31 protein-coding genes are annotated in these 18,994 nt (G+C 45.4%); 1 reads left to right on the top strand and 30 read right to left on the bottom strand.

Annotated features, from left to right (window positions below; all coding sequences use genetic code 11):
- Positions 1 to 40 precede the first annotated feature (40 nt).
- On the bottom strand, positions 41 to 859 hold the full coding sequence (truA, locus tag VB077_RS08920; RefSeq protein ID WP_323414876.1) for a tRNA pseudouridine(38-40) synthase TruA: 819 nt from the start codon (positions 857 to 859) through the stop codon (positions 41 to 43).
- 262 nt (positions 860 to 1,121) lie between these two features.
- On the opposite strand from truA, the gene acs reads away from it, so the two are divergent.
- The gene (gene acs, locus VB077_RS08915) at positions 1,122 to 3,053 is read left to right on the top strand and encodes an acetate--CoA ligase (protein WP_323414875.1); all 1,932 of its coding nucleotides are present in this window, start codon (positions 1,122 to 1,124) and stop codon (positions 3,051 to 3,053) included.
- Positions 3,054 to 3,217: 164 nt separating this feature from the next.
- Here the strand turns inward: acs and VB077_RS08910 are convergent, their stop codons facing one another.
- From VB077_RS08910 to rplB, 29 genes are all read right to left on the bottom strand, one after another.
- Entirely contained in the window at positions 3,218 to 3,961 is a 744-nt protein-coding gene (locus tag VB077_RS08910; protein ID WP_323414879.1) for an energy-coupling factor transporter transmembrane component T, read from the bottom strand.
- A gap of 51 nt (positions 3,962 to 4,012) precedes the next feature.
- Positions 4,013 to 5,488, bottom strand: coding sequence for an ABC transporter ATP-binding protein (locus VB077_RS08905; RefSeq protein WP_323414874.1), 1,476 nt, complete (start codon positions 5,486 to 5,488; stop codon positions 4,013 to 4,015).
- A 283-nt stretch (positions 5,489 to 5,771) separates the two neighbouring features.
- Positions 5,772 to 6,110, bottom strand: coding sequence for a 50S ribosomal protein L17 (gene rplQ, locus VB077_RS08900; RefSeq protein WP_323414873.1), 339 nt, complete (start codon positions 6,108 to 6,110; stop codon positions 5,772 to 5,774).
- A gap of 25 nt (positions 6,111 to 6,135) precedes the next feature.
- Positions 6,136 to 7,083 carry a DNA-directed RNA polymerase subunit alpha gene (locus VB077_RS08895; protein WP_323414878.1) on the bottom strand — a complete coding sequence of 316 codons (948 nt, stop codon included), beginning with the start codon at positions 7,081 to 7,083 and terminating at the stop codon, positions 6,136 to 6,138.
- 53 nt (positions 7,084 to 7,136) lie between these two features.
- A complete protein-coding gene (rpsD, locus tag VB077_RS08890; RefSeq protein ID WP_323414872.1) occupies positions 7,137 to 7,763 on the bottom strand; it encodes a 30S ribosomal protein S4 in 627 nt (208 codons plus the stop codon).
- Positions 7,764 to 7,778: 15 nt separating this feature from the next.
- Entirely contained in the window at positions 7,779 to 8,168 is a 390-nt protein-coding gene (rpsK, locus tag VB077_RS08885; RefSeq protein WP_323414871.1) for a 30S ribosomal protein S11, read from the bottom strand.
- An 18-nt stretch (positions 8,169 to 8,186) separates the two neighbouring features.
- Positions 8,187 to 8,558, bottom strand: a complete 372-nt coding sequence (gene rpsM, locus VB077_RS08880; RefSeq protein ID WP_323414870.1) for a 30S ribosomal protein S13 — start codon at positions 8,556 to 8,558, stop codon at positions 8,187 to 8,189.
- Positions 8,559 to 8,704: 146 nt separating this feature from the next.
- Positions 8,705 to 8,818 (bottom strand): 50S ribosomal protein L36, encoded by a 114-nt coding sequence (gene rpmJ / locus VB077_RS08875; RefSeq protein WP_323414869.1) that lies wholly within the window; start codon positions 8,816 to 8,818, stop codon positions 8,705 to 8,707.
- A gap of 22 nt (positions 8,819 to 8,840) precedes the next feature.
- On the bottom strand, positions 8,841 to 9,059 hold the full coding sequence (infA, locus tag VB077_RS08870) for a translation initiation factor IF-1 (protein WP_006716359.1): 219 nt from the start codon (positions 9,057 to 9,059) through the stop codon (positions 8,841 to 8,843).
- A 32-nt stretch (positions 9,060 to 9,091) separates the two neighbouring features.
- On the bottom strand, positions 9,092 to 9,838 hold the full coding sequence (gene map / locus VB077_RS08865; RefSeq protein WP_323414868.1) for a type I methionyl aminopeptidase: 747 nt from the start codon (positions 9,836 to 9,838) through the stop codon (positions 9,092 to 9,094).
- A 4-nt stretch (positions 9,839 to 9,842) separates the two neighbouring features.
- Positions 9,843 to 10,484 carry an adenylate kinase gene (locus tag VB077_RS08860; RefSeq protein ID WP_323414867.1) on the bottom strand — a complete coding sequence of 214 codons (642 nt, stop codon included), beginning with the start codon at positions 10,482 to 10,484 and terminating at the stop codon, positions 9,843 to 9,845.
- A gap of 13 nt (positions 10,485 to 10,497) precedes the next feature.
- A complete protein-coding gene (gene secY / locus VB077_RS08855) occupies positions 10,498 to 11,787 on the bottom strand; it encodes a preprotein translocase subunit SecY (protein WP_323414866.1) in 1,290 nt (429 codons plus the stop codon).
- Between the two features lies 1 nt (position 11,788).
- Positions 11,789 to 12,229, bottom strand: coding sequence for a 50S ribosomal protein L15 (gene rplO / locus VB077_RS08850; RefSeq protein WP_323414865.1), 441 nt, complete (start codon positions 12,227 to 12,229; stop codon positions 11,789 to 11,791).
- Positions 12,230 to 12,247: 18 nt separating this feature from the next.
- Entirely contained in the window at positions 12,248 to 12,430 is a 183-nt protein-coding gene (gene rpmD / locus VB077_RS08845) for a 50S ribosomal protein L30 (RefSeq protein ID WP_323414864.1), read from the bottom strand.
- Positions 12,431 to 12,441: 11 nt separating this feature from the next.
- A complete protein-coding gene (gene rpsE / locus VB077_RS08840) occupies positions 12,442 to 12,942 on the bottom strand; it encodes a 30S ribosomal protein S5 (RefSeq protein WP_323414863.1) in 501 nt (166 codons plus the stop codon).
- Positions 12,943 to 12,966: 24 nt separating this feature from the next.
- Complete coding sequence (gene rplR, locus VB077_RS08835; RefSeq protein WP_323414862.1) at positions 12,967 to 13,335, bottom strand: 50S ribosomal protein L18; 369 nt, start codon at positions 13,333 to 13,335, stop codon at positions 12,967 to 12,969.
- A 48-nt stretch (positions 13,336 to 13,383) separates the two neighbouring features.
- A complete protein-coding gene (rplF, locus tag VB077_RS08830) occupies positions 13,384 to 13,929 on the bottom strand; it encodes a 50S ribosomal protein L6 (protein WP_323414861.1) in 546 nt (181 codons plus the stop codon).
- 24 nt (positions 13,930 to 13,953) lie between these two features.
- Positions 13,954 to 14,352, bottom strand: coding sequence for a 30S ribosomal protein S8 (gene rpsH, locus VB077_RS08825; RefSeq protein WP_323414860.1), 399 nt, complete (start codon positions 14,350 to 14,352; stop codon positions 13,954 to 13,956).
- A 27-nt stretch (positions 14,353 to 14,379) separates the two neighbouring features.
- A complete protein-coding gene (locus tag VB077_RS08820; protein ID WP_323414859.1) occupies positions 14,380 to 14,565 on the bottom strand; it encodes a type Z 30S ribosomal protein S14 in 186 nt (61 codons plus the stop codon).
- A gap of 18 nt (positions 14,566 to 14,583) precedes the next feature.
- Entirely contained in the window at positions 14,584 to 15,126 is a 543-nt protein-coding gene (gene rplE, locus VB077_RS08815; RefSeq protein ID WP_323414858.1) for a 50S ribosomal protein L5, read from the bottom strand.
- A 20-nt stretch (positions 15,127 to 15,146) separates the two neighbouring features.
- Complete coding sequence (rplX, locus tag VB077_RS08810; RefSeq protein ID WP_323414857.1) at positions 15,147 to 15,485, bottom strand: 50S ribosomal protein L24; 339 nt, start codon at positions 15,483 to 15,485, stop codon at positions 15,147 to 15,149.
- Positions 15,486 to 15,514: 29 nt separating this feature from the next.
- Positions 15,515 to 15,883 carry a 50S ribosomal protein L14 gene (gene rplN, locus VB077_RS08805; RefSeq protein ID WP_323414856.1) on the bottom strand — a complete coding sequence of 123 codons (369 nt, stop codon included), beginning with the start codon at positions 15,881 to 15,883 and terminating at the stop codon, positions 15,515 to 15,517.
- Between the two features lie 35 nt (positions 15,884 to 15,918).
- Positions 15,919 to 16,179 carry a 30S ribosomal protein S17 gene (gene rpsQ, locus VB077_RS08800; protein ID WP_323414855.1) on the bottom strand — a complete coding sequence of 87 codons (261 nt, stop codon included), beginning with the start codon at positions 16,177 to 16,179 and terminating at the stop codon, positions 15,919 to 15,921.
- A gap of 19 nt (positions 16,180 to 16,198) precedes the next feature.
- Complete coding sequence (gene rpmC / locus VB077_RS08795) at positions 16,199 to 16,402, bottom strand: 50S ribosomal protein L29 (RefSeq protein WP_323414854.1); 204 nt, start codon at positions 16,400 to 16,402, stop codon at positions 16,199 to 16,201.
- Positions 16,392 to 16,829 carry a 50S ribosomal protein L16 gene (rplP, locus tag VB077_RS08790; RefSeq protein WP_323414853.1) on the bottom strand — a complete coding sequence of 146 codons (438 nt, stop codon included), beginning with the start codon at positions 16,827 to 16,829 and terminating at the stop codon, positions 16,392 to 16,394. The genes rpmC and rplP overlap by 11 nt, the downstream gene beginning before the upstream one ends.
- A complete protein-coding gene (gene rpsC / locus VB077_RS08785) occupies positions 16,830 to 17,489 on the bottom strand; it encodes a 30S ribosomal protein S3 (RefSeq protein WP_323414852.1) in 660 nt (219 codons plus the stop codon).
- Positions 17,490 to 17,492: 3 nt separating this feature from the next.
- Positions 17,493 to 17,834 carry a 50S ribosomal protein L22 gene (gene rplV, locus VB077_RS08780; RefSeq protein WP_323414851.1) on the bottom strand — a complete coding sequence of 114 codons (342 nt, stop codon included), beginning with the start codon at positions 17,832 to 17,834 and terminating at the stop codon, positions 17,493 to 17,495.
- Between the two features lie 16 nt (positions 17,835 to 17,850).
- Entirely contained in the window at positions 17,851 to 18,132 is a 282-nt protein-coding gene (gene rpsS / locus VB077_RS08775; protein ID WP_323414850.1) for a 30S ribosomal protein S19, read from the bottom strand.
- 18 nt (positions 18,133 to 18,150) lie between these two features.
- A complete protein-coding gene (gene rplB / locus VB077_RS08770; protein ID WP_323414849.1) occupies positions 18,151 to 18,978 on the bottom strand; it encodes a 50S ribosomal protein L2 in 828 nt (275 codons plus the stop codon).
- Positions 18,979 to 18,994 lie beyond the last annotated feature (16 nt).

The raw sequence follows: 18,994 nt of genomic DNA, 5'->3' as shown, positions 1-18,994 counted from the left end.
TAACTCCTTTTTCAATCCTATACACGTTTATATTACACCACTAAAGTGTATTTTTCACGCTCAAACTAATCCTGCCCTCCGGCAAATACTCCGGAAAAATATCATAGGGGGTCTCTTCCCCATAATGGACGTAACTTAAAGTCAGTCCTTGAGGCTGAGCCGTAACCCCTGCAAGTTTGCGCTCCATACTTTGAAGAATATCGGGAATTGATTCGGCTTGAAGCCATCCTTTTCCAACATTGATTAATGTTCCCGCAATAATCCGCACCATGTTATAAAGAAACCCATTTCCGATACACGTAATCCGAATAACGTTTTCTTTCTCTTGAACCCGGCAAACATACAGCGTTCGTTCAAAAGTTTTCGTTACTCCTCCGGCCGAACAAAAGGCTTTAAAATTATGTTTTCCTTCAAGCAGAGGAGCCGCTCGTTTCATTTCTTCGACTCTTAAAGGAATCGGCTCATGAAGGGTATACAAACGGGTAAAAACGTCCGCAATGGGCCGATTATCAATGGTGTAATCATAGCGTTTCCATTTGGCCGAATAACGAGCATGAAACCCCTCCTCAACGCTCTCAGCCTTTAGAATTCGGATATCTCTCGGCAGTAAACTATTAATGGCTTTAGGAATCTTGTCATCGGGAATGCGCGCAGCGGATTCAAAATTAACGACTTGCCCTGTCGCATGCACACCCTTGTCTGTGCGTCCCGCCGTATTCAGGGTGATCTCCTCACCCGCCATCTTCTTCCATGCAAATTCCAAGGAACCCTGAATCGTCGGGCCATGAAATTCCGGCTGCCTTTGAAACCCATGATAGGCTGTACCATCATAGCTTAATCTTAAGCAAATATTTCTCATCCAAACACTTCCAAAACAAATTAGTTTAAGCTCCAGAAAAATAATATAGGGTTAGTTGATTATCGTCAAGGGGACCGGCCCTTGTGAAGCGAATAACTTCGATTATTATACCATTAAGCGATAATATATGTGCTTTCGTCTTCATTGCGTAAATTTTCTCCCCCCTCTTTGATAAAATGCAGTAAATAGAAAACCCGTAGATTAAAAGATAAGCTTTTGCTTCGGCAAAACGGGTTGGCAAGAAAATTGAGGAGGGCGTTTTATGAAGGAGGTCAGCCTAGAGTCATTATTACAAGAAAATCGATTATTTAAACCCACAACCGAATTTACCGTCCAAGCTAACATCAATACCCCTGAGATTTATGAATCAGGTCAAGATCATCTCAGTTTCTGGGAAGAGCAAGCTGAAAGACTTGAATGGTTTGAACCTTGGAACAAGACCCTTGAATGGAATCCTCCCTTTGCCCAGTGGTATCTTGGCGGAAAGCTCAACGCTTCCTATAACTGTATTGACCGTCATTTAGAGGATTGGCACCGCAATAAAGCCGCTCTTATCTTTGAAGCAGAAAATGGGGATAGCCGCGTTCTTACGTACCAGGATCTCCATCGTGAGGTTAGCAGGTTTGCCAATGTTCTCAAATCACTCGGAGTGAGTAAGGGAGATCGCGTCACAATTTACTTGCCTATGATTCCGGAAGCCATTATCTCAATGCTGGCCTGTGCCCGAATAGGTGCCCCGCACAGCGTTGTATTCGGTGGCTTTAGTGCCGAAGCTTTACGTGACCGAATTAACGATGCTCAAGCCAAGGTTGTCATCACCTCAGACGGCAGTTTTCGTCGAGGCAGCATCATACCCCTGAAGGAAAACACGGATGCCGCAATTCAAAGTCTTGAATGTGTTGACCACGTTGTCGTCATTCAACGCACAGGTCACAAGATTAATATGCAAAAGCAGCGTGACGTTTGGTATCACGAAGCCATGAAAATAGCTTCCCAAGATTGCCCTCCTGAACCAATGGACGCCGAGGATATGCTTTTCATCCTCTATACGAGCGGAACAACGGGGAAACCCAAGGGTATTGTGCATTCGACAGGGGGTTATATGGTCGGCGTCACAAGCACGTATAATTACGTTTTTGACTATAAAGATAACGACATCTATTGGTGTAGTGCAGATATCGGATGGATTACCGGACATTCCTACATTGTCTATGGTCCGCTTTCTAACGGAGCCACAGTTCTCATTTATGAGGGAAGTCCGGATTATCCAAACAAAGACCGGTATTGGGAAATCATTGAAAAATACAGAGTAAGCATTCTCTATACAGCACCGACAGCGATTCGAACCTTTATGAAATGGGGATCAAAATATCCGCAGAAACGGGATCTCTCCAGTCTTCGACTTTTAGGCAGTGTAGGTGAACCGATCAACCCGGAAGCATGGATGTGGTACTACAAATATATCGGAAACGAGCGTTGCCCCATTGTTGACACCTGGTGGCAAACGGAAACCGGGATGATTATGATAACACCCTTACCCGGAATAACTGGCCTGAAACCTGGATCCTGCACGGTTCCTTTCCCCGGAGTGAAGATTGAAGTCGTGGATAGTACAGGTCAAACTGTCCCTAAAGGATGCGGAGGCTACCTCGCCATCCGTAAACCCTGGCCAGCAATGCTTCGTAACGTTTATGGGGATCCCGAACGTTTTAAAAACACCTATTATGGAAATTGGCCGGGGATTTATTTCCCCGGAGACGGAGCCAAATGGGATGAAGACGGCAACCTTTGGGTTCTCGGTCGGGTCGATGATGTTATCAATGTCTCCGGTCACCGCATCGGGACAATGGAAGTGGAAAGCGCCCTCGTCGATCATCCCTTGATTGCTGAAGCAGCTGTCATCGGCAAAACCCATGAAATTAAAGGGCAAGCCCTTACAGCCTTTATCACTTTAAAGGAAGGAATCGAAGCCCATCCTAACCTTATTGACGAACTCAAAATGCACGTTGCACAGAAGATTGGTACCCTTGCCCGGCCGGATGATATTTTCTTTACCGCTGAACTTCCGAAAACCCGAAGCGGAAAAATTATTCGCAGACTTCTTCGTGATATTGCTGAAGGCCGAGCCCTCGGTGATACAGCGACCCTAGCCGACATCTCTGTCATGCAAGCCTTAATCGCGAATTATAAATAAACCTGTTTCAGGTAGAGTTTTAGCAGGAGTCTTAGAGGCGCTTAGTCATCGGATAAAAATTAGATAAGATCTAGAATAGGCTTGTTCCCTATTGCATATCTATGCTTTAGTGAACAAGCCTAGGCTTTCTTTCGCAAGTAAAATCTTAACTTATCCCTAATACATCAAAAGAAGTTTATAATCCTTTCCCCTCCCCAAAGAATAACCGGCCAAAGAATTAGGATAATTAACCCCTTCTGGTCAAAGCAGGTCCACTCCCCAAAACTGATGCTTCTGTAAATGCCTGAGGTATATCCGCGAGCAAGAAGATTCTCGGCGAGCTCATCTGCCCTCCGCAAGCTTAAAAGCAAGAGTGGAGGCATTAAACGGCTCACCTCAATAACTTTCTGAAGGCGAGACTTCGGCCAAGCTCCTTTAAGGATTCTTGCCTTCGCCAGCAACTGTGCCTCTTCCACCAATAAAGGAACGAAACGCAGCGTTAGTGTCAGAATGAGTACAAAATCCGCAACCCTTGGGAATATCTTGATCAGCGGCGTAAAAAAGTATGCAATTCCTGCTCCCTGCTCCATTGGGGGAGTTATTGCCGCAAATAATCGTGTCAGGATAAATAAAAGTGCAATACGCCACAGGATTATTCCCGTGGCCCCTATCCCCGCCAATGACCAATAGCCCCGCCAAAAAGCTTCATTGGAGTTCAGCTTCCAAGATGACATCACAATATAAAAAAGACTTAATAAGAAAAAGGCGTAAAGGCTGGATTTGAATATTTTTACCGGCAGATGACTTAATCGAATCAGGGGAATTACTCCAAGCGCATTGATCAGAAGACCCTGCCAAGAACTCCAAGTCAGCCAAAGCGATAGCCAGAACAAGGCGGCTACCTTTAAACGCCCATCTAAGGCATGCAGACGGCTTTGTATCGAATAATAGACTTCAAAATTTATCTTTCCTCAGCCCCTTTAACATTTAACCCCGGCCCTTTGAAATCGTTCCCGTTCCTTAAAACCGTTTTCAATTTCATAGTCTAACGTAATTCGCCCTTTTTCAATGAGCCAAACCCGAGTCACCATATCTAAGATTTCTTCTAAATCATGGGTTACATAAAGAATCGTATACTTATCCTTGTATGTCTTCAAAAACGCCTTGAATCTTTCCCTTCCCTGACGGTCTAACCCAATCAAGGGCTCGTCAAACAAAATAATACCGGGATTGGATCTCATGGCAGCTGCGAGCGCAACCTTCTGCCGTTCACCGCCGCTTAACTGTTGGGGATCCTGTTGCCATTGAATCTCGGGAATGCCCATCTTTTTCATATAATCTTCATAGTTTTCCTTATTTCTTTGGCGTTCTTGTTTACTGCTTGTATAAAATATTTCATCACAAACCGTTCTACCCACAAGATATTCACCCGCTTCCTGCTGAAGCAAGCGAATTCTGTTCCGAAGTTGTTTCGGAGAGATTGGCAGCGATACTTCATCAAAGGCCTGAAAACTTCCCCGCATAGGCTTTATTAACTGCAATGCGCTTTCTAAAAGGGTTGTCTTCCCCGACCCGGAAGGGCCAACGATTCCTATAAACTCTTTGTCTTTAACCCTCTGATCAAGAAATACATTATTTTCAAATTCTGCGTTCTTCCAAGATAAGACCATGGGACGATTCCCCGGATAAGTATCTATTGATCTAAAGTGTTGATCGTTCGGTTGGCTTAGACCTCGTATTCCATATTTTTGACACCGATCCTCATCAGCTAAAAGATGACTAGGGTCACCCTGTTCAACAATTTTACCCTCTTTTATGATAAGAAGCCGATCCGCTTCTAAGGCGATTTCCGGGTCATGAGTAATCCACAACTGTCCGAGCTTCCGGCCATCAAAATTGTTACCAATTTCTAAACGGGGTTGATCAGCCAGAAGATCCAAAATGCTTTGTCTCGATTTAAGATCGAGCATCGAAAGCGATTCATCGAGAATAATAAAGGCCGGTTGCAGAGCAAGGATCGCTGTCATTACCAGCCTCTGTCTCTCGCCCCCTGAAAGCTTTGCTATGGATTGATTCAATCGACTTTCAAGTCCAATCTGCGTTGCTAAGCCCTTGACCCTCTCCTTGACTTCCGACGCACTTAATCCTAAATTTAATAACCCAAATCCAAGTTCTTCAGCGACCGTAGCGGCGATGGTTTGCCGGCGAGGATGCTGACCCACAAAACCGACTTTCTGCCAGCGCGGCTGATTATCCCCTATCAAGCCATCTCCATCCTTGGTGAGCGTAACCTCACCGGAATCCTGTTCAATAAGACCGGCAATGATTCGGCCCAAAGTTGACTTTCCCGAACCGTTCGCTCCCATCAACGCAATCTTTTTTCCCTGACTCCAGTCAAAACTGACTTTGGTCAGAATCTTTTTGTAGCTTAAATCCTTAATATGCAGCTCATACACCTTATGTTTTCCTCACTTCTGGGGTCTCTCTCCTTTTATCGATCAAAGAATAAACTTATAGCTGATAAATCAAAGTCTACGCACTACATATTTTTGCATTCTTTTTGTATACCTTTGCTATATTCTCTAGTTTACAATCAAGAACGTCATTGCGCAATATTCATATTCGAAAATTATAATATGCGAAAAAAGCGCATAAAAATTACCCTATAAAGTAGTTTCTAATCTACTCTATAGGGTATATTTTACTGAAATTTTAAACTCACTTAATCAAGTGAATATGTTACACAAGCTCGATGAGAACGAGTTCAGCTGCGTCTCCGCGGCGGAAGCCGGTCTTTATGATTCTGGTGTAACCGCCTTGGCGATCACTGTACTTAGGAGCAATCGTCTCGAATAACTTCGTGACGACATCTTCCTCCATAAGATATGCCATCGCATTACGGCGTGCAGCAAGATCTCCTTGCTTGCCAAGCGTAATCATTTTCTCAGCAATTGCGCTGAGTTCTTTGGCACGAGCCTCAGTCGTTTCAATCCGCTCGTATTTCAAAAGGGAAGTGGCAAGGTTACGCAGCATAGCGCCACGATGGCCCATATTTCTTCCCAACTTACGGTAAGCCAATGATGTTCCCCTCCTTTTGACCGAATTAGTCCTCGACTGTGCGGAACCCTAAGCCGAGCTCTTTTAACTTGAATTCCACTTCTTCCAAGGACTTCCGGCCCAAGTTGCGGACCTTTATCATGTCCTCTTCCGTCTTTTGGGTAAGTTCTTCCACCGAATTAATTCCAGCCCGTTTCAAGCAATTATACGAACGAACTGAGAGATCTAGCTCTTCAATTGTCATCTCAAGGATCTTATCTTTACCTTCTTCTTCTTTCTCAACCATAATCTCAACATCGTTGAGTTTATCGGTAAGACCAATGAACAAAAGAAGATGTTCGCTTAAGATCTTAGCTGCCAGGCTAGTCGCTTCTTCCGGTGAAATACTTCCGTTAGACCAGACTTCCAGAGTGAGTTTATCATAGTCTGTGACCATACCCACCCGAGTATCTTCAACGGTATAATTTACCTTATAGATCGGAGCGAAGATGGAATCAATAGGGATTACGCCAATCACTTGATCCGGCCTCTTATTTTTGTCAGCCGATACATAACCACGGCCTCTTTCAGCCGTCATCTCAATTGAAAGACGCGCATCCTTATCCAGAGTGGCGATCTTCAAATCAGGATTCAGTACTTCAATATCCGCATCCGTAATAATATCTCCGGCGCGGATCACTCCTTCACCAACAGCTTCCAAACGTAAAGTTTTCGTTTCGTCTGTGTGACCTTTTAAAGCTAAGCCCTTCAGGTTAAGAATGATATCTGTTACATCTTCCAGAACTCCTGGTACCGTGGAGAATTCATGAAGAACACCATCAATTTTAATTGCAGTTACGGCTGTACCCGGAAGTGAGGATAGGAGGATTCGCCGTAAGGAATTCCCTAGGGTAATCCCATATCCCCTCTCAAGAGGTTCAACTACAAACTTTGCATAGGTGTTGTCGTCAGAACGTTCAACGCATTCAATTTTGGGCTTCTCGATTTCTAATATCGGAATGCACCTTCTTTCTCGGGAACTTGATATCAATTTATCCTACGTTAGAATTAACGAGAGTATTTCTCAACAATGAGATGTTCTTCGATAGGCATTTGAATATCTTCTCGAGTGGGTAGTGCTACGACTGTGGCGCTAACAGCATTAGCATCAAGGCTAAGCCATTTCGGCGGAGTACGATCAAGACTGCTGATAATTTCCTTGATTCGTGGTGAACTCTTACTGGCCTCTTTATAAGCGACAACATCACCTTGGCGAACAAGGAAGGAAGGAATATCAACTCGACGACCATTAACAATAAAGTGACCATGGCGAACAAGCTGACGAGCTTCCGGGCGAGAAGTTGCAAAACCAAGCTGGAATACAACATTGTCAAGCCGACGCTCTAATAGACGAAGAAGGTTTTCACCGGCTATCCCTTTTTGGCGGTTTGCTTCAACGAAATAGCTGCGGAATTGTTTTTCACCAACGCCATAGATACGGCGGACCTTTTGTTTTTCACGGAGCTGAATGCCATACTCAGTAGGCTTTTTACCACGGCTTTGACCGTGTTGACCAGGAGCATAAGCTCGACGGTCAATCGCGCATTTTCCGGTATAGCAGCGATCACCCTTCAGGAAAAGTTTCATCCCTTCTCGGCGACATAAACGACAAACGGGACCTGTATATCTTGCCATGTAGACACCTCCTTCTTATACTCTTCTACGTTTCGGAGGCCGACAACCGTTATGCGGAATCGGCGTCACGTCTTTGATTAAGTTAACTTCGAGTCCTGCAGCTTGGAGAGCGCGGATTGCTGCCTCACGGCCGGCACCCGGTCCTTTTACAAAGCATTCTACTTCTTTCATGCCATGCTCCATCGCAGTTTTAGCTGCAGTTTCAGCAGCCATTTGCGCTGCAAACGGCGTACTTTTACGAGATCCTTTAAAGCCGAGCGCACCTGCGCTAGACCAGGATATCGCGTTTCCGTTGGTATCCGTAATGGTTACCATCGTATTATTAAACGTTGAACGAATATGAGCTACGCCACTTGCAATATTTTTGCGTTCGCGGCGTTTTGTACGAACAACTTTACGCGCCATCTCGGTGATCCCCCCTTATTATTTTTTGCGTTTTGCACCAATCGTCTTAATTGGACCTTTACGTGTACGTGCATTCGTTTTGGTGCGCTGTCCCCGAACAGGAAGCCCACGGCGATGACGTAATCCACGATAGCAGCCAATTTCCATCAGACGTTTGATATTGAGGGATACTTCCCGACGCAGGTCACCTTCGACCTTTAATTCTTTATCAATAACTTCCCGGAGGCGGCCTACTTCCTCTTCGGATAAGTCACGAACTCGGGTATCCGGATTAACGCCGGTCTTTGCGAGAATCTTCTGTGATGTGGGAAGACCAATACCGTAGATATAGGTCAATCCGACCTCTACACGTTTCTCACGCGGCAAATCAACTCCAGCGATACGTGCCATCTAAAATTTACACCTCCATATTGCTGTTTCTTAAAACCCTCATGATATATTACCAATCATTAACAACAAACCTTTGCTTAGGTCTATATCAGCCGTTCTCTCTGCAATGGATTGTCTCCAATCAGCCGCGCAAAGGAACTGTTGAATTAACCTTGACGTTGTTTGTGTTTCGGATTTTCACAGATGACCATGACTTTTCCATGGCGTTTAACAATTTTGCATTTTTCACAGATTCTTTTGACAGAAGGCCTTACTTTCATCGTAATCCCCTCCCTTTGGGCTTTACTTAAACCGATAGACAATCCTTCCACGCGATAGGTCGTAGGGAGAAAGCTCCAACGTAACCCGATCCCCTGGAAGAATCTTAATAAAATTCATTCGGATCTTACCGGAGACATGTGCTAATACCTTATGTCCATTCGCCAATTCGACGAGAAACATGGCATTAGGAAGCGGCTCCAGTACTTTTCCTTCGACTTCAATAACGTCCTCTTTTGACATTATAACCCTCCTCTGGCACTCAATCGGGTATCCTAACTCCGAGTCATAATCTCAGGGCCATTTTCAGTAATAGCTACCGTGTGTTCAAAATGGGCAGAAGCTTTGCCGTCCAACGTCGCAACAGTCCAATGGTTACGGAGTGTTTTCACTTCATACGTTCCCAAGTTGACCATCGGTTCAATAGCCAAACACATCCCGATGTCGAGTCGAGGCCCCCGTCCAGCTTTTCCGTAATTGGGGATTTGCGGTTCTTCATGCATCTGCCGGCCTATTCCGTGACCCACATAATCGCGAACGACGGAAAAGCCATTGGCCTCAACATGAGTTTGAACCGCATGGGAAATGTCATAGAGACGATTTCCTTTATGAGCTTGTTCAATTCCAAGCATTAAGGACTCCTTCGTCACGCGCAACAACTTTTGCAGTTCGTCGGAGATTTCCCCAACCGCGAAGGTTACAGCAGAGTCGCCAACATATCCTTCATAAGTCGCACCGCAATCGATACTGATAATATCTCCAGATTGTAACGCCCTTAAACCCGGGAATCCGTGTACAACCTCTTCATTTACGGAAGCACAGATGGAATACGGAAAACCATTGTAACCTTTGAAAGTAGGAACAGCACCGCACTTTCGAATATATTTCTCGGCAATCTGATCAATTTCCTGGGTCGTGATCCCTGGATGGATCGACTCGCCAATCAGCTGCAATGTATCTGCCGTGATTTTACCGGCCTTACGCATGTGTTCCACTTGGGACTTCGTTTTAAGTTCTATCATTGCTTTACTCCAAAGCAGCCAGAATATCTTCTAGCACCTTGCTGATGTCCTGGTCACCGTTAATCTTTTTCAGTATTCCCTTTCTCTGATAATATTCAATCAAAGGTTGGGTTTGGAGATTATACACATCTAGGCGGTTTTTAGCTGTTTCAAGCGTATCATCGCTGCGCTGGTATAATTCCCCGCCGCATTTATCGCAAACGCCCTCAGCACTTGGAGGATTAAAAACCATGTGATAGGTCGCACCGCATTGCCGGCAAATCCGGCGGCCGGTGAGCCGCTCGATGAGTTTCGCCTCAGCCGCTTCAATGTTTAAGACTCCATCTAATTTCATCTTAAGATCAACAAGAATTTTATCTAAGGCATCAGCTTGAGCGATTGTGCGGGGAAATCCGTCTAGCAGAAATCCGGCAACACAATCCTTTTCAGCTAATCTCTCAGCAACGATCCCAATCGTGACTTCATCGGGTACAAGGGATCCGGCGTCCATAAATTGTTTTGCCTTCAACCCTAACGGTGTTCCGGCCTTAATGGCACTCCGAAACATGTCACCCGTAGAAATGTGAGGAATCTGATATTTTTCAATGAGGCCCGCAGCCTGTGTTCCTTTACCCGCACCGGGTGGGCCCATGAGGATTGCTCTCATCTTTTTGCCCCCCTTACTTCATAAAACCTTGATAGTGTCGTTGCATCAGCAAAGATTCCATTTGTTTCATGGTTTCCAAAGCGACACTGACAACAATCAAGAGAGATGTACCACCAAGGGAAATGTTCTTGATACCCGTTAATCCAACAAGCAGGCTCGGAAGAACTGCGATTATGGATAGAAACACTCCTCCGGCTAACGTTAAACGGCTCAGGATCTTCGCAAGGTAATCGGAAGTAGCCCTGCCGGGACGAAGTCCGGGAATGAAACCCCCATATTTCTTGATGTTATCTGCTACATCCACAGGGTTAAACGTAACTGCGGAATAGAAATACGTAAAGAAGATAATCAACATCGCATAGATCAAGAGATAAGGTATCGAGTAAACCGTACCATTCATCGTGAACCAGCGATTGACGAACTGTACATATCCTGATGTAGCAGGCATCCAAGTCGCGATGGTTGTTGGAAAAGCGAGAAGCGAAATTGCAAAGATGATCGGAATAACTCCGGATTGGTTCACTTTCAGCGGAATATGTGAGGCTTGACCACCGTAAACGCGACGGCCAACTACACGTTTTGCATATTGTACAGGTACGCGCCGCTGTCCTTCTTGAATAAAGACAACCCCGGCAATGATCGCAGCCGCCATAACAAGTAAACCAATAACCGAGAGAGCATTGATTTCACCGACTTTGAGGAGGCCCCAGATGTATTTTAAGCTATCCGGTACTCTTGCCACAATCCCACAGAAGATGATCAGTGAAATCCCATTGCCGATTCCTTTTTCTGTAATCCGCTCACCAATCCACATCAGAAATGCGGTTCCTGCGGTGAGGATGAGTGCAACAAAAAGGTAAATCGGCCATCTCAAACTCGGACTTGGAATTACCAGTGCTGACCGAAGGCCATACGTTAGTCCTAAACCTTGAATAAAGCCTAAGATAACTGTTCCATAGCGAGTATACTGGGTAATCTTTTTCCGACCGTACTGTCCTTCCTTTGCTAAGCGCTCAAGATAAGGAATAACAATCGTTAGAAGTTGAAGAATAATAGAAGCCGTAATGTAGGGCGTAATACTTAACGCAAATACAGAAAACCGTCTAAAAGATCCCCCGGAAAACGTATCCAGAAAATCGAAAATGCTTCCTGAACCAATCATATTAGCGAGTGCACTATGGTTAATGAATGGAATGGGAATATGCGCTCCGATCCGAAAGATAAGGAACATGAGTAAGGTGAAACCGATTTTATTCCTGATCTCTGCGACCTTCCATGCATTCTTCAGGGAATCGACAATCATCCTATTCCACCTCTACTTTTCCGCCAGCAGCAACGATTTTCTCTGCCGCGGCTGGACTGACCTTATCGACATTAACAGTCAGCGCCTTGGTTAATTCTCCTGTTCCTAAAATCTTGACACCATCCTTGATCGTTTTGATAAGGCCTAATTCAAAAAGGCTCTCATAGTTTACCACCGCGCCATTATCAAAACGTTCCAAGTCGCGTACATTGAGAACAACATACTCTTTTTTGAAGATGTTTGTAAAACCGCGTTTCGGCATCCGACGGGCCAAGGGGATTTGACCGCCTTCAAATCCGGGACGAACGCCGCCGCCCGAGCGGGCTTTTTGGCCTTTATGTCCTTTCCCGGCTGTTTTTCCGGTTCCGGACCCGATTCCACGACCCAGACGTTTGGTAGCATGGGTCGCTCCTTTGGCAGGCTTCAGTTCATGCAATTTCATGCTCGTCAACACCCCCTTTTATTCTGATATATTTTCAACCGCAACTAAATGTGCACATTTACGGATCATTCCTTGGATACTTGGGTTGTTCTCATGTATTTTACTCGAGTTCATTTTTCCCAAGCCCAAGCTCTTCAGCACCTTGCGTTGTGCTTCGGAATATCCGATTGGACTCTTTACAAGTGTAACTTTTACTTTCATTGCCAACCCTCCTAACCCAGAATTTCTTCTACGGTTTTACCGCGGAGTTTAGCAACCTCATCTACTCTCTTCAGAGATTTTAAGGCAACCATCGTGGCATTGACCATATTATGCGGATTTGATGATCCTAAAGATTTTGTAAGAATATCGCGTAATCCTGCGGCTTCAAGTACGGAACGAACAGCGCCTCCTGCAATAACTCCGGTACCTTTTACAGCCGGTTTCAAAAGGACTGAACCGGCACCAAAGTCACCAATAATCTCATGCGGGATTGTTGTTCCTGTTAGGGGCACTGAAACCAAGTTTTTCTTTGCATCTTCAATTCCTTTACGAATCGCTTCAGGAACTTCTCCGGCCTTTCCGAGTCCGGCTCCAACAAGACCGTTTCCGTCTCCGACAACGACTAAGGCACTAAAGCTGAATCGGCGTCCCCCTTTGACAACCTTTGCTACGCGGGCAATATGAACGACTGTTTCAGTCAACTCTGATTTACTCGCATCAATTTTCGCCAATGATTTTCCCTCCTTTACCCAGTCTTAGAAGTTAAGGCCAGCTTCGCGTGCTGCTTCGGCTACTGCAGCAATCCGTCCGTGATAGAGATTTCCTCCACGGTCAAAAACCACGGTGGTTACTCCTTTTTCCAGAGCTCGTTTCGCAACAAGCTCACCCACTTTGGAAGCCCCTTCGATATTACCGCCGGCAATTCCGGTGGCTTTAAACTCAGGATCAATTGAAGAAGCCGAAACTAACGTTATGCCTTTCTCGTCATTGATCACTTGAGCATAAATATGATTAAGACTTCGGAAAACAGCTAAACGCGGACGCTCTGCAGTTCCGAGCACGTTTTTACGAACACGCTTATGCTTTTTTAAGCGGATTTGTTTACGGTCTACGTGTGTAATCAAGGAATCTCACTCCTTTCAAATGGTCAAGAGATTTTGCCCTTGCCTAAATTACTTCTTCTTAGCGCCCGTCTTACCCACTTTACGACGAATAACTTCGTTTTCATACTTGATTCCTTTACCTTTATAAGGCTCGGGTGGGCGTTCTGCACGGACAACAGCTGCGAAATCTCCAACAAGTTCCTTATCCATTCCCTTAATGAGAATTTTATTGGGAGCAGGAACTTCAAATTCTATTCCTTCAAAAGGAACAAGCTCAACCGGATGGGACTTACCCACAGACAGTGCAAGCTTATTACCTTGTTTTGCTGCACGATATCCAACACCGACCATCTCAAGGCCTTTGCTGAAACCATTCGTTACCCCTTCCACCATGTTAGCGATAAGAGTACGAGTTAAACCATGCAACGACCGGCTCAGAGGTTCATCATCTGGGCGAGTCACAATAACTTCTTGGTTAACAAGTGCAATGTTGATTGTCGGATGCATTTCCCTCGTTAAGGTACCCTTTGGTCCTTTAACGGTGACAACATTGCCCTCTATTTTGACATCAACGCCACTGGGGATCGTGATGGGCTTTTTGCCAATTCTGGACATTCTCTGCACCTCCGTAGTGTATCGTTACCAAATGTAGCAGAGCACTTCTCCGCCAAGCCCTATTTGACGAGCCCTTTTATCGGTCATGATACCTTGGGAGGTGGAGATAATAGCCACGCCCAGGCCACCTAAGACCTTCGGAACTTCATCTTTTTTTGCATAAACGCGGAGTCCCGGACGGCTAATTCGTTTCAAGCCTGTGATCACGCGTTCACGGTTTGGGCCATATTTCAGATACAAGCGAAGAACACCTTGCTTGTTATCTGCAATGTATTCAAAATCTTTAATGAAACCCTCTTCTTTCAGGATTTCGGCAAGCGCTTTCTTGACATTGGAGGCAGGAACTTCAACTTTGTCATGATAAATCATTCCTGCATTACGAATGCGAGTCAAGAAATCTGCAATCGGATCTGACATTGCCACTAGAGTCTTCCCCCTTTCTTACTGCGGTTACCAGCTAGCCTTTTTGACTCCCGGCAGTTCGCCTTTATAAGCTAACTCCCGAAAACAAATCCGGCATATTCCGAATTTACGGATATATGCATGAGGACGGCCGCAGATTTTGCAACGGTTATGGAAGCGAACGGCATATTTCTGTTCGCGCATATTACGAACGATCATTGACTTTTTAGCCACGCTCTTTAACCCTCCTTTTTACTTCTCCTGGTACGGCATGCCAAGCATACCCAGCAATTCGCGAGCTTCCTCATCGGATTTCGCAGTTGTTACGAACACAATGTCCATTCCGCGTAGTTTATCAATTTTGTCATACTCAATCTCAGGGAAGATGAGTTGCTCTTTAATTCCGAGAGTATAGTTGCCACGGCCATCAAATGCTTTACTTGAAACGCCGCGGAAATCACGGACGCGAGGTAAGGCTACATTCATCAGCCGGTCAACGAACTCGTACATACGGTCTCCGCGCAAGGTTACTTTTGCACCGATCGGCATTCCTTCACGAAGTTTAAATGCCGCGATTGATTTCTTTGCTCGCGTTACAATTGGTTTTTGACCGCTAATTTTCATGATGTCACCAACTGCAGCGTCAATCGCTTTAGAATTTTGAACTGCTTCTCCCAAACCTACATTGATAACAACTTTATCGAGTTTTGGAGTTTGCATGACGTTTTTATAGTTGAACTTCTGCTGAAGAGCAGGAGCAATTTCTTGAACGTACTTTTCTTTCAGACGAGCCACTAAGGTCCCTCCCTTCTGGATTAGTTCTTATCGGGTAAGTTGACTCCGCATTTCTTGCAAACACGGACTTTTCCGGCGTCAGTTACTTTAGTACTGACCCGTGTCACACTATTGCACTCGGCGCAGAACAGCATTACATTCGAACTTGCGATAGGTGCTTCCTTTTCCAAAATACCGCCTTGAGGCATACTTTGAGTAGGTTTGGTATGGCGTTTAACAATGTTGACCTTTTCAACAACAACACGGCCTTTTTTCGGAAGGACTTCAAGGATTTTGCCTTTCTTGCCGGCATCCTTGCCCGTGATAACCATAACCATGTCACCTTTTTTAACATGTATCTTTTGCTTTACAGCAGCCACTTCGTTCACCTCCATTGCTATGGGGTCAATTAAATTACTTCCGGTGCCAGAGAAATGATTTTCATGAAATCTTTATCGCGTAATTCGCGGGCAACCGGTCCAAAAATACGGGTTCCGCGAGGACTTTTATCGTCCTTAATAATAACGGCAGCATTTTCGCTAAAACGGATATAGCTACCGTCTTTACGTTTAATTTCTTTTGTCGTACGTACTACAACGGCTTTGACAACTTCGCCTTTTTTAACAACGCCGCCTGGCGTTGCGCTTTTAACTGAAGCAACGATTACATCTCCAATCGAAGCATAACGGCGCAGTGAGCCACCAAGCACGCGGATGCACATCAGCTCTCTAGCTCCTGAGTTGTCTCCAACCTTGAGCCTTGTTTGAACCTGGATCATCCTGTTGACCCCCTTCCAAATTCAATATGCTATTTTTAGAGAACAACCGCCCTCTCGGTGATCTCAACTACACGCCAGCGTTTGTCTTTGCTGAGCGGACGAGTCTCCATGATCACAACGGTATCTCCTACGTGAGCTTCGTTGTTTTCATCATGAGCTTTAAATTTTTCGGTCCGACGAACAATTCTATGATAAAGCGGGTGACTTTCAGTAATTTGAACAGCAACGACAACCGTTTTATCCATCTTGTCACTGACAACCTTACCCACTTTAACTTTACGTTGGGCTCTTTCCATGTCAGAAAGCCTCCTTTCCTTAAGCACGGTTAATGTTCAGTTCGCGCTCGCGGAGAATGGTCTTGCCTTTAGCAATCCCTTTCCGAACTTCACGAATCCGCATTGGATTGTCTAGTTGTCCAGTCGCAAGTTGGAAACGCAAATTAAACAGTTCCGTCTTAAGATCATCAATTTGCTTTAGAATCTCATCTTCAGTCATTTCACGGAATTCCTTAGTTTTCATTTGCGTCACCTCCCTCTAATTCTTCCTTGCTTACAACCTTACATCTAATAGGAAGCTTATGCATAGCTAGGCGCAATGCTTCACGGGCAATCTCTTCTGTAACACCGGCCATTTCAAACATAACGCGTCCCGGCTTTACAACAGCTACCCAATATTCGGGAGCCCCTTTACCGCTACCCATCCGAGTTTCAGCCGGTTTAGCGGTGATTGGCTTATCCGGAAAAATCTTAATCCAAACTTGGCCACCCCGTTTGATATAACGGGTCATTGCAATACGGGCAGCTTCGATTTGGCGATTCGTAATCCATGACGATTCCAATGCAACTAAGCCATAATCGCCAAACGTGATTTTGTTACCACGTGTAGCAACTCCATGCATCCGTCCACGGTGTTGTTTACGATGTTTTACTCTGCTTGGGACTAGCATTTATTTTCCTCCTTCCACCTGAGCGACCTTCTTGGCGGGAAGAACCTCTCCTTTATAAATCCAAACCTTAACTCCGATTTTACCGTATGTCGTATTGGCTTCGGCAAAACCGTAATCAATATCAGCCCTTATCGTATGAAGGGGTACTTTGCCTTCGTTATACCATTCGTTACGTGCAATTTCAGCTCCGCCCAAACGTCCGCTGCAGGAAATCTTAATTCCTTGAGCTCCTTGACGCATGGTACGTCCAACAGTTTGTTTCATCGCGCGGCGGAAAGAAATCCGCTTTTCAAGCTGTTGCGCCACATTCTCAGCAACGAGTTGGGCATCAAGTTCGGGTTTCTTAACTTCGACGATGTTTACGGCAACTTGTTTACCGGTCATAGCTTCCAGTTGTTTACGAATACTTTCGACTTCTGAGCCGCCCCGACCGATAACAATTCCGGGTTTAGCAGCCGAGATCGATACTTTGACACGGCTGGCTGCTCGCTCAATTTCTACTTTGGGAATACCCGCTTGATGAAGTTTCTTTTTAAGAAAGCTGCGGATCTTTAAATCTTCATGAAGGAGATCCGAGTAGTTTTTATCTGCATACCAGCGGCCTTCCCAATCGCGGATTACTCCGACTCGGAAGCCTTTTGGATTTACCTTTTGACCCACGGTTTAACCCTCCTTCTTCTCGCCGACGACCACGGTAATATGGCTGCTCCGCTTGCGGATTTGATCAGCCCGTCCCATAGCCCGGGGTTTAATGCGCTTTAAGGTCGGTCCTTGATCTACAAAGATCTCTGTAACAAAAAGTTCGTCAGCATCCATCTCTAAATTGTGTTCTGCATTGGCAACTGCTGACTTGAGAACTTTAGCGACAGGTTCAGTTGCACCGTTTGGTGTAAATTGCAGAATGGCAAAAGCGTCTTTAACTTGTTTGCCACGAATAAGATCGACCACTTGGCGCACCTTGCGAGGAGAGATCCGAACATATCTTGCAATCGCTTTAGCTTGCATGTTTTATTACTCCTCCTTAGCGTAAGCCGCTGGTTTTTTCGCTGCCAGCATGGCCTTTATAGGTGCGTGTAGGAGCAAACTCACCCAGTTTGTGTCCTACCATATCTTCAGTAATATAAATCGGTACATGTTTGCGTCCATCATGAACCGCAATAGTATGTCCGACCATTTGCGGGAAAATTGTTGAGCTTCTTGACCATGTTTTTAGAACACGTTTTTCGCCGGCTGTATTCATTCCTTCCACCCGAGCGAGTAAACGTTCTTCAACATAAGGCCCTTTTTTAAGAGATCTACTCATTTAATGGCCTCCTTTCGATTACTTACTGCGGCGTTTCACGATGAAGCGGTTAGAAGGATTTTTCTTCTTCCGAGTCTTCGCACCAAGTGCAGGTTTACCCCAAGGAGTAACAGGGTTACGTCCAATTGGGTTACGTCCTTCACCACCACCATGTGGATGATCATTCGGGTTCATAACAGAACCGCGAACGGTTGGACGAATTCCCAGCCAACGCGTACGACCGGCTTTACCGATATGGATATTTTCATGATCAAGGTTTCCGACTTGACCAATCGTTGCGCGGCATTCGATGTGAACCATCCGCATTTCCCCGGACGGCAATCTCAAGGTTGCATATTTGCCTTCCTTCGCCATCAGCTGGGCGGAGCCGCCGGCTGTACGAACAAGCTGCGCACCTTTGCCGGGTTTCATCTCAATATTATGGAGCAATGTACCCACCGGAATATTTTTAATCGGCAATGCATTACCCACTTTGATATCAGCATCCGGTCCTGAGACAATAACTTGACCTACTTGCAAACCGTTTGGAGCAAGGATATAGGCTTTATGCCCATCCGTATAATGCAGCAGAGCAATATTTGCCGAACGATTTGGATCGTATTCGATAGAAGCGACTTTTGCAGGAACACTATCTTTATTCCTTTTAAAATCGATCACACGATACATCTTTTTGTGTCCTCCGCCTTGATGACGGACACTTAATTTACCTTCATTATTACGGCCGCCCTTCCTGCGCAGAGGCTCAAGCAAGGTGCGTTCCGGTTCAACTTTAGTAATCTCCTCGAAGGTCGATACGGTCATTTGCCGACGGCCTGGAGTATAGGGTCTAAATCCTTTTACTGGCATGGTTTTCCCTCCTTTG

This window comes from Desulfitobacterium sp. (assembly GCF_034927245.1).
Taxonomy (GTDB): domain Bacteria; phylum Bacillota; class Desulfitobacteriia; order Desulfitobacteriales; family Desulfitobacteriaceae; genus Desulfitobacterium_A.
This window is presented reverse-complemented; position numbering and strand designations above follow the sequence as displayed.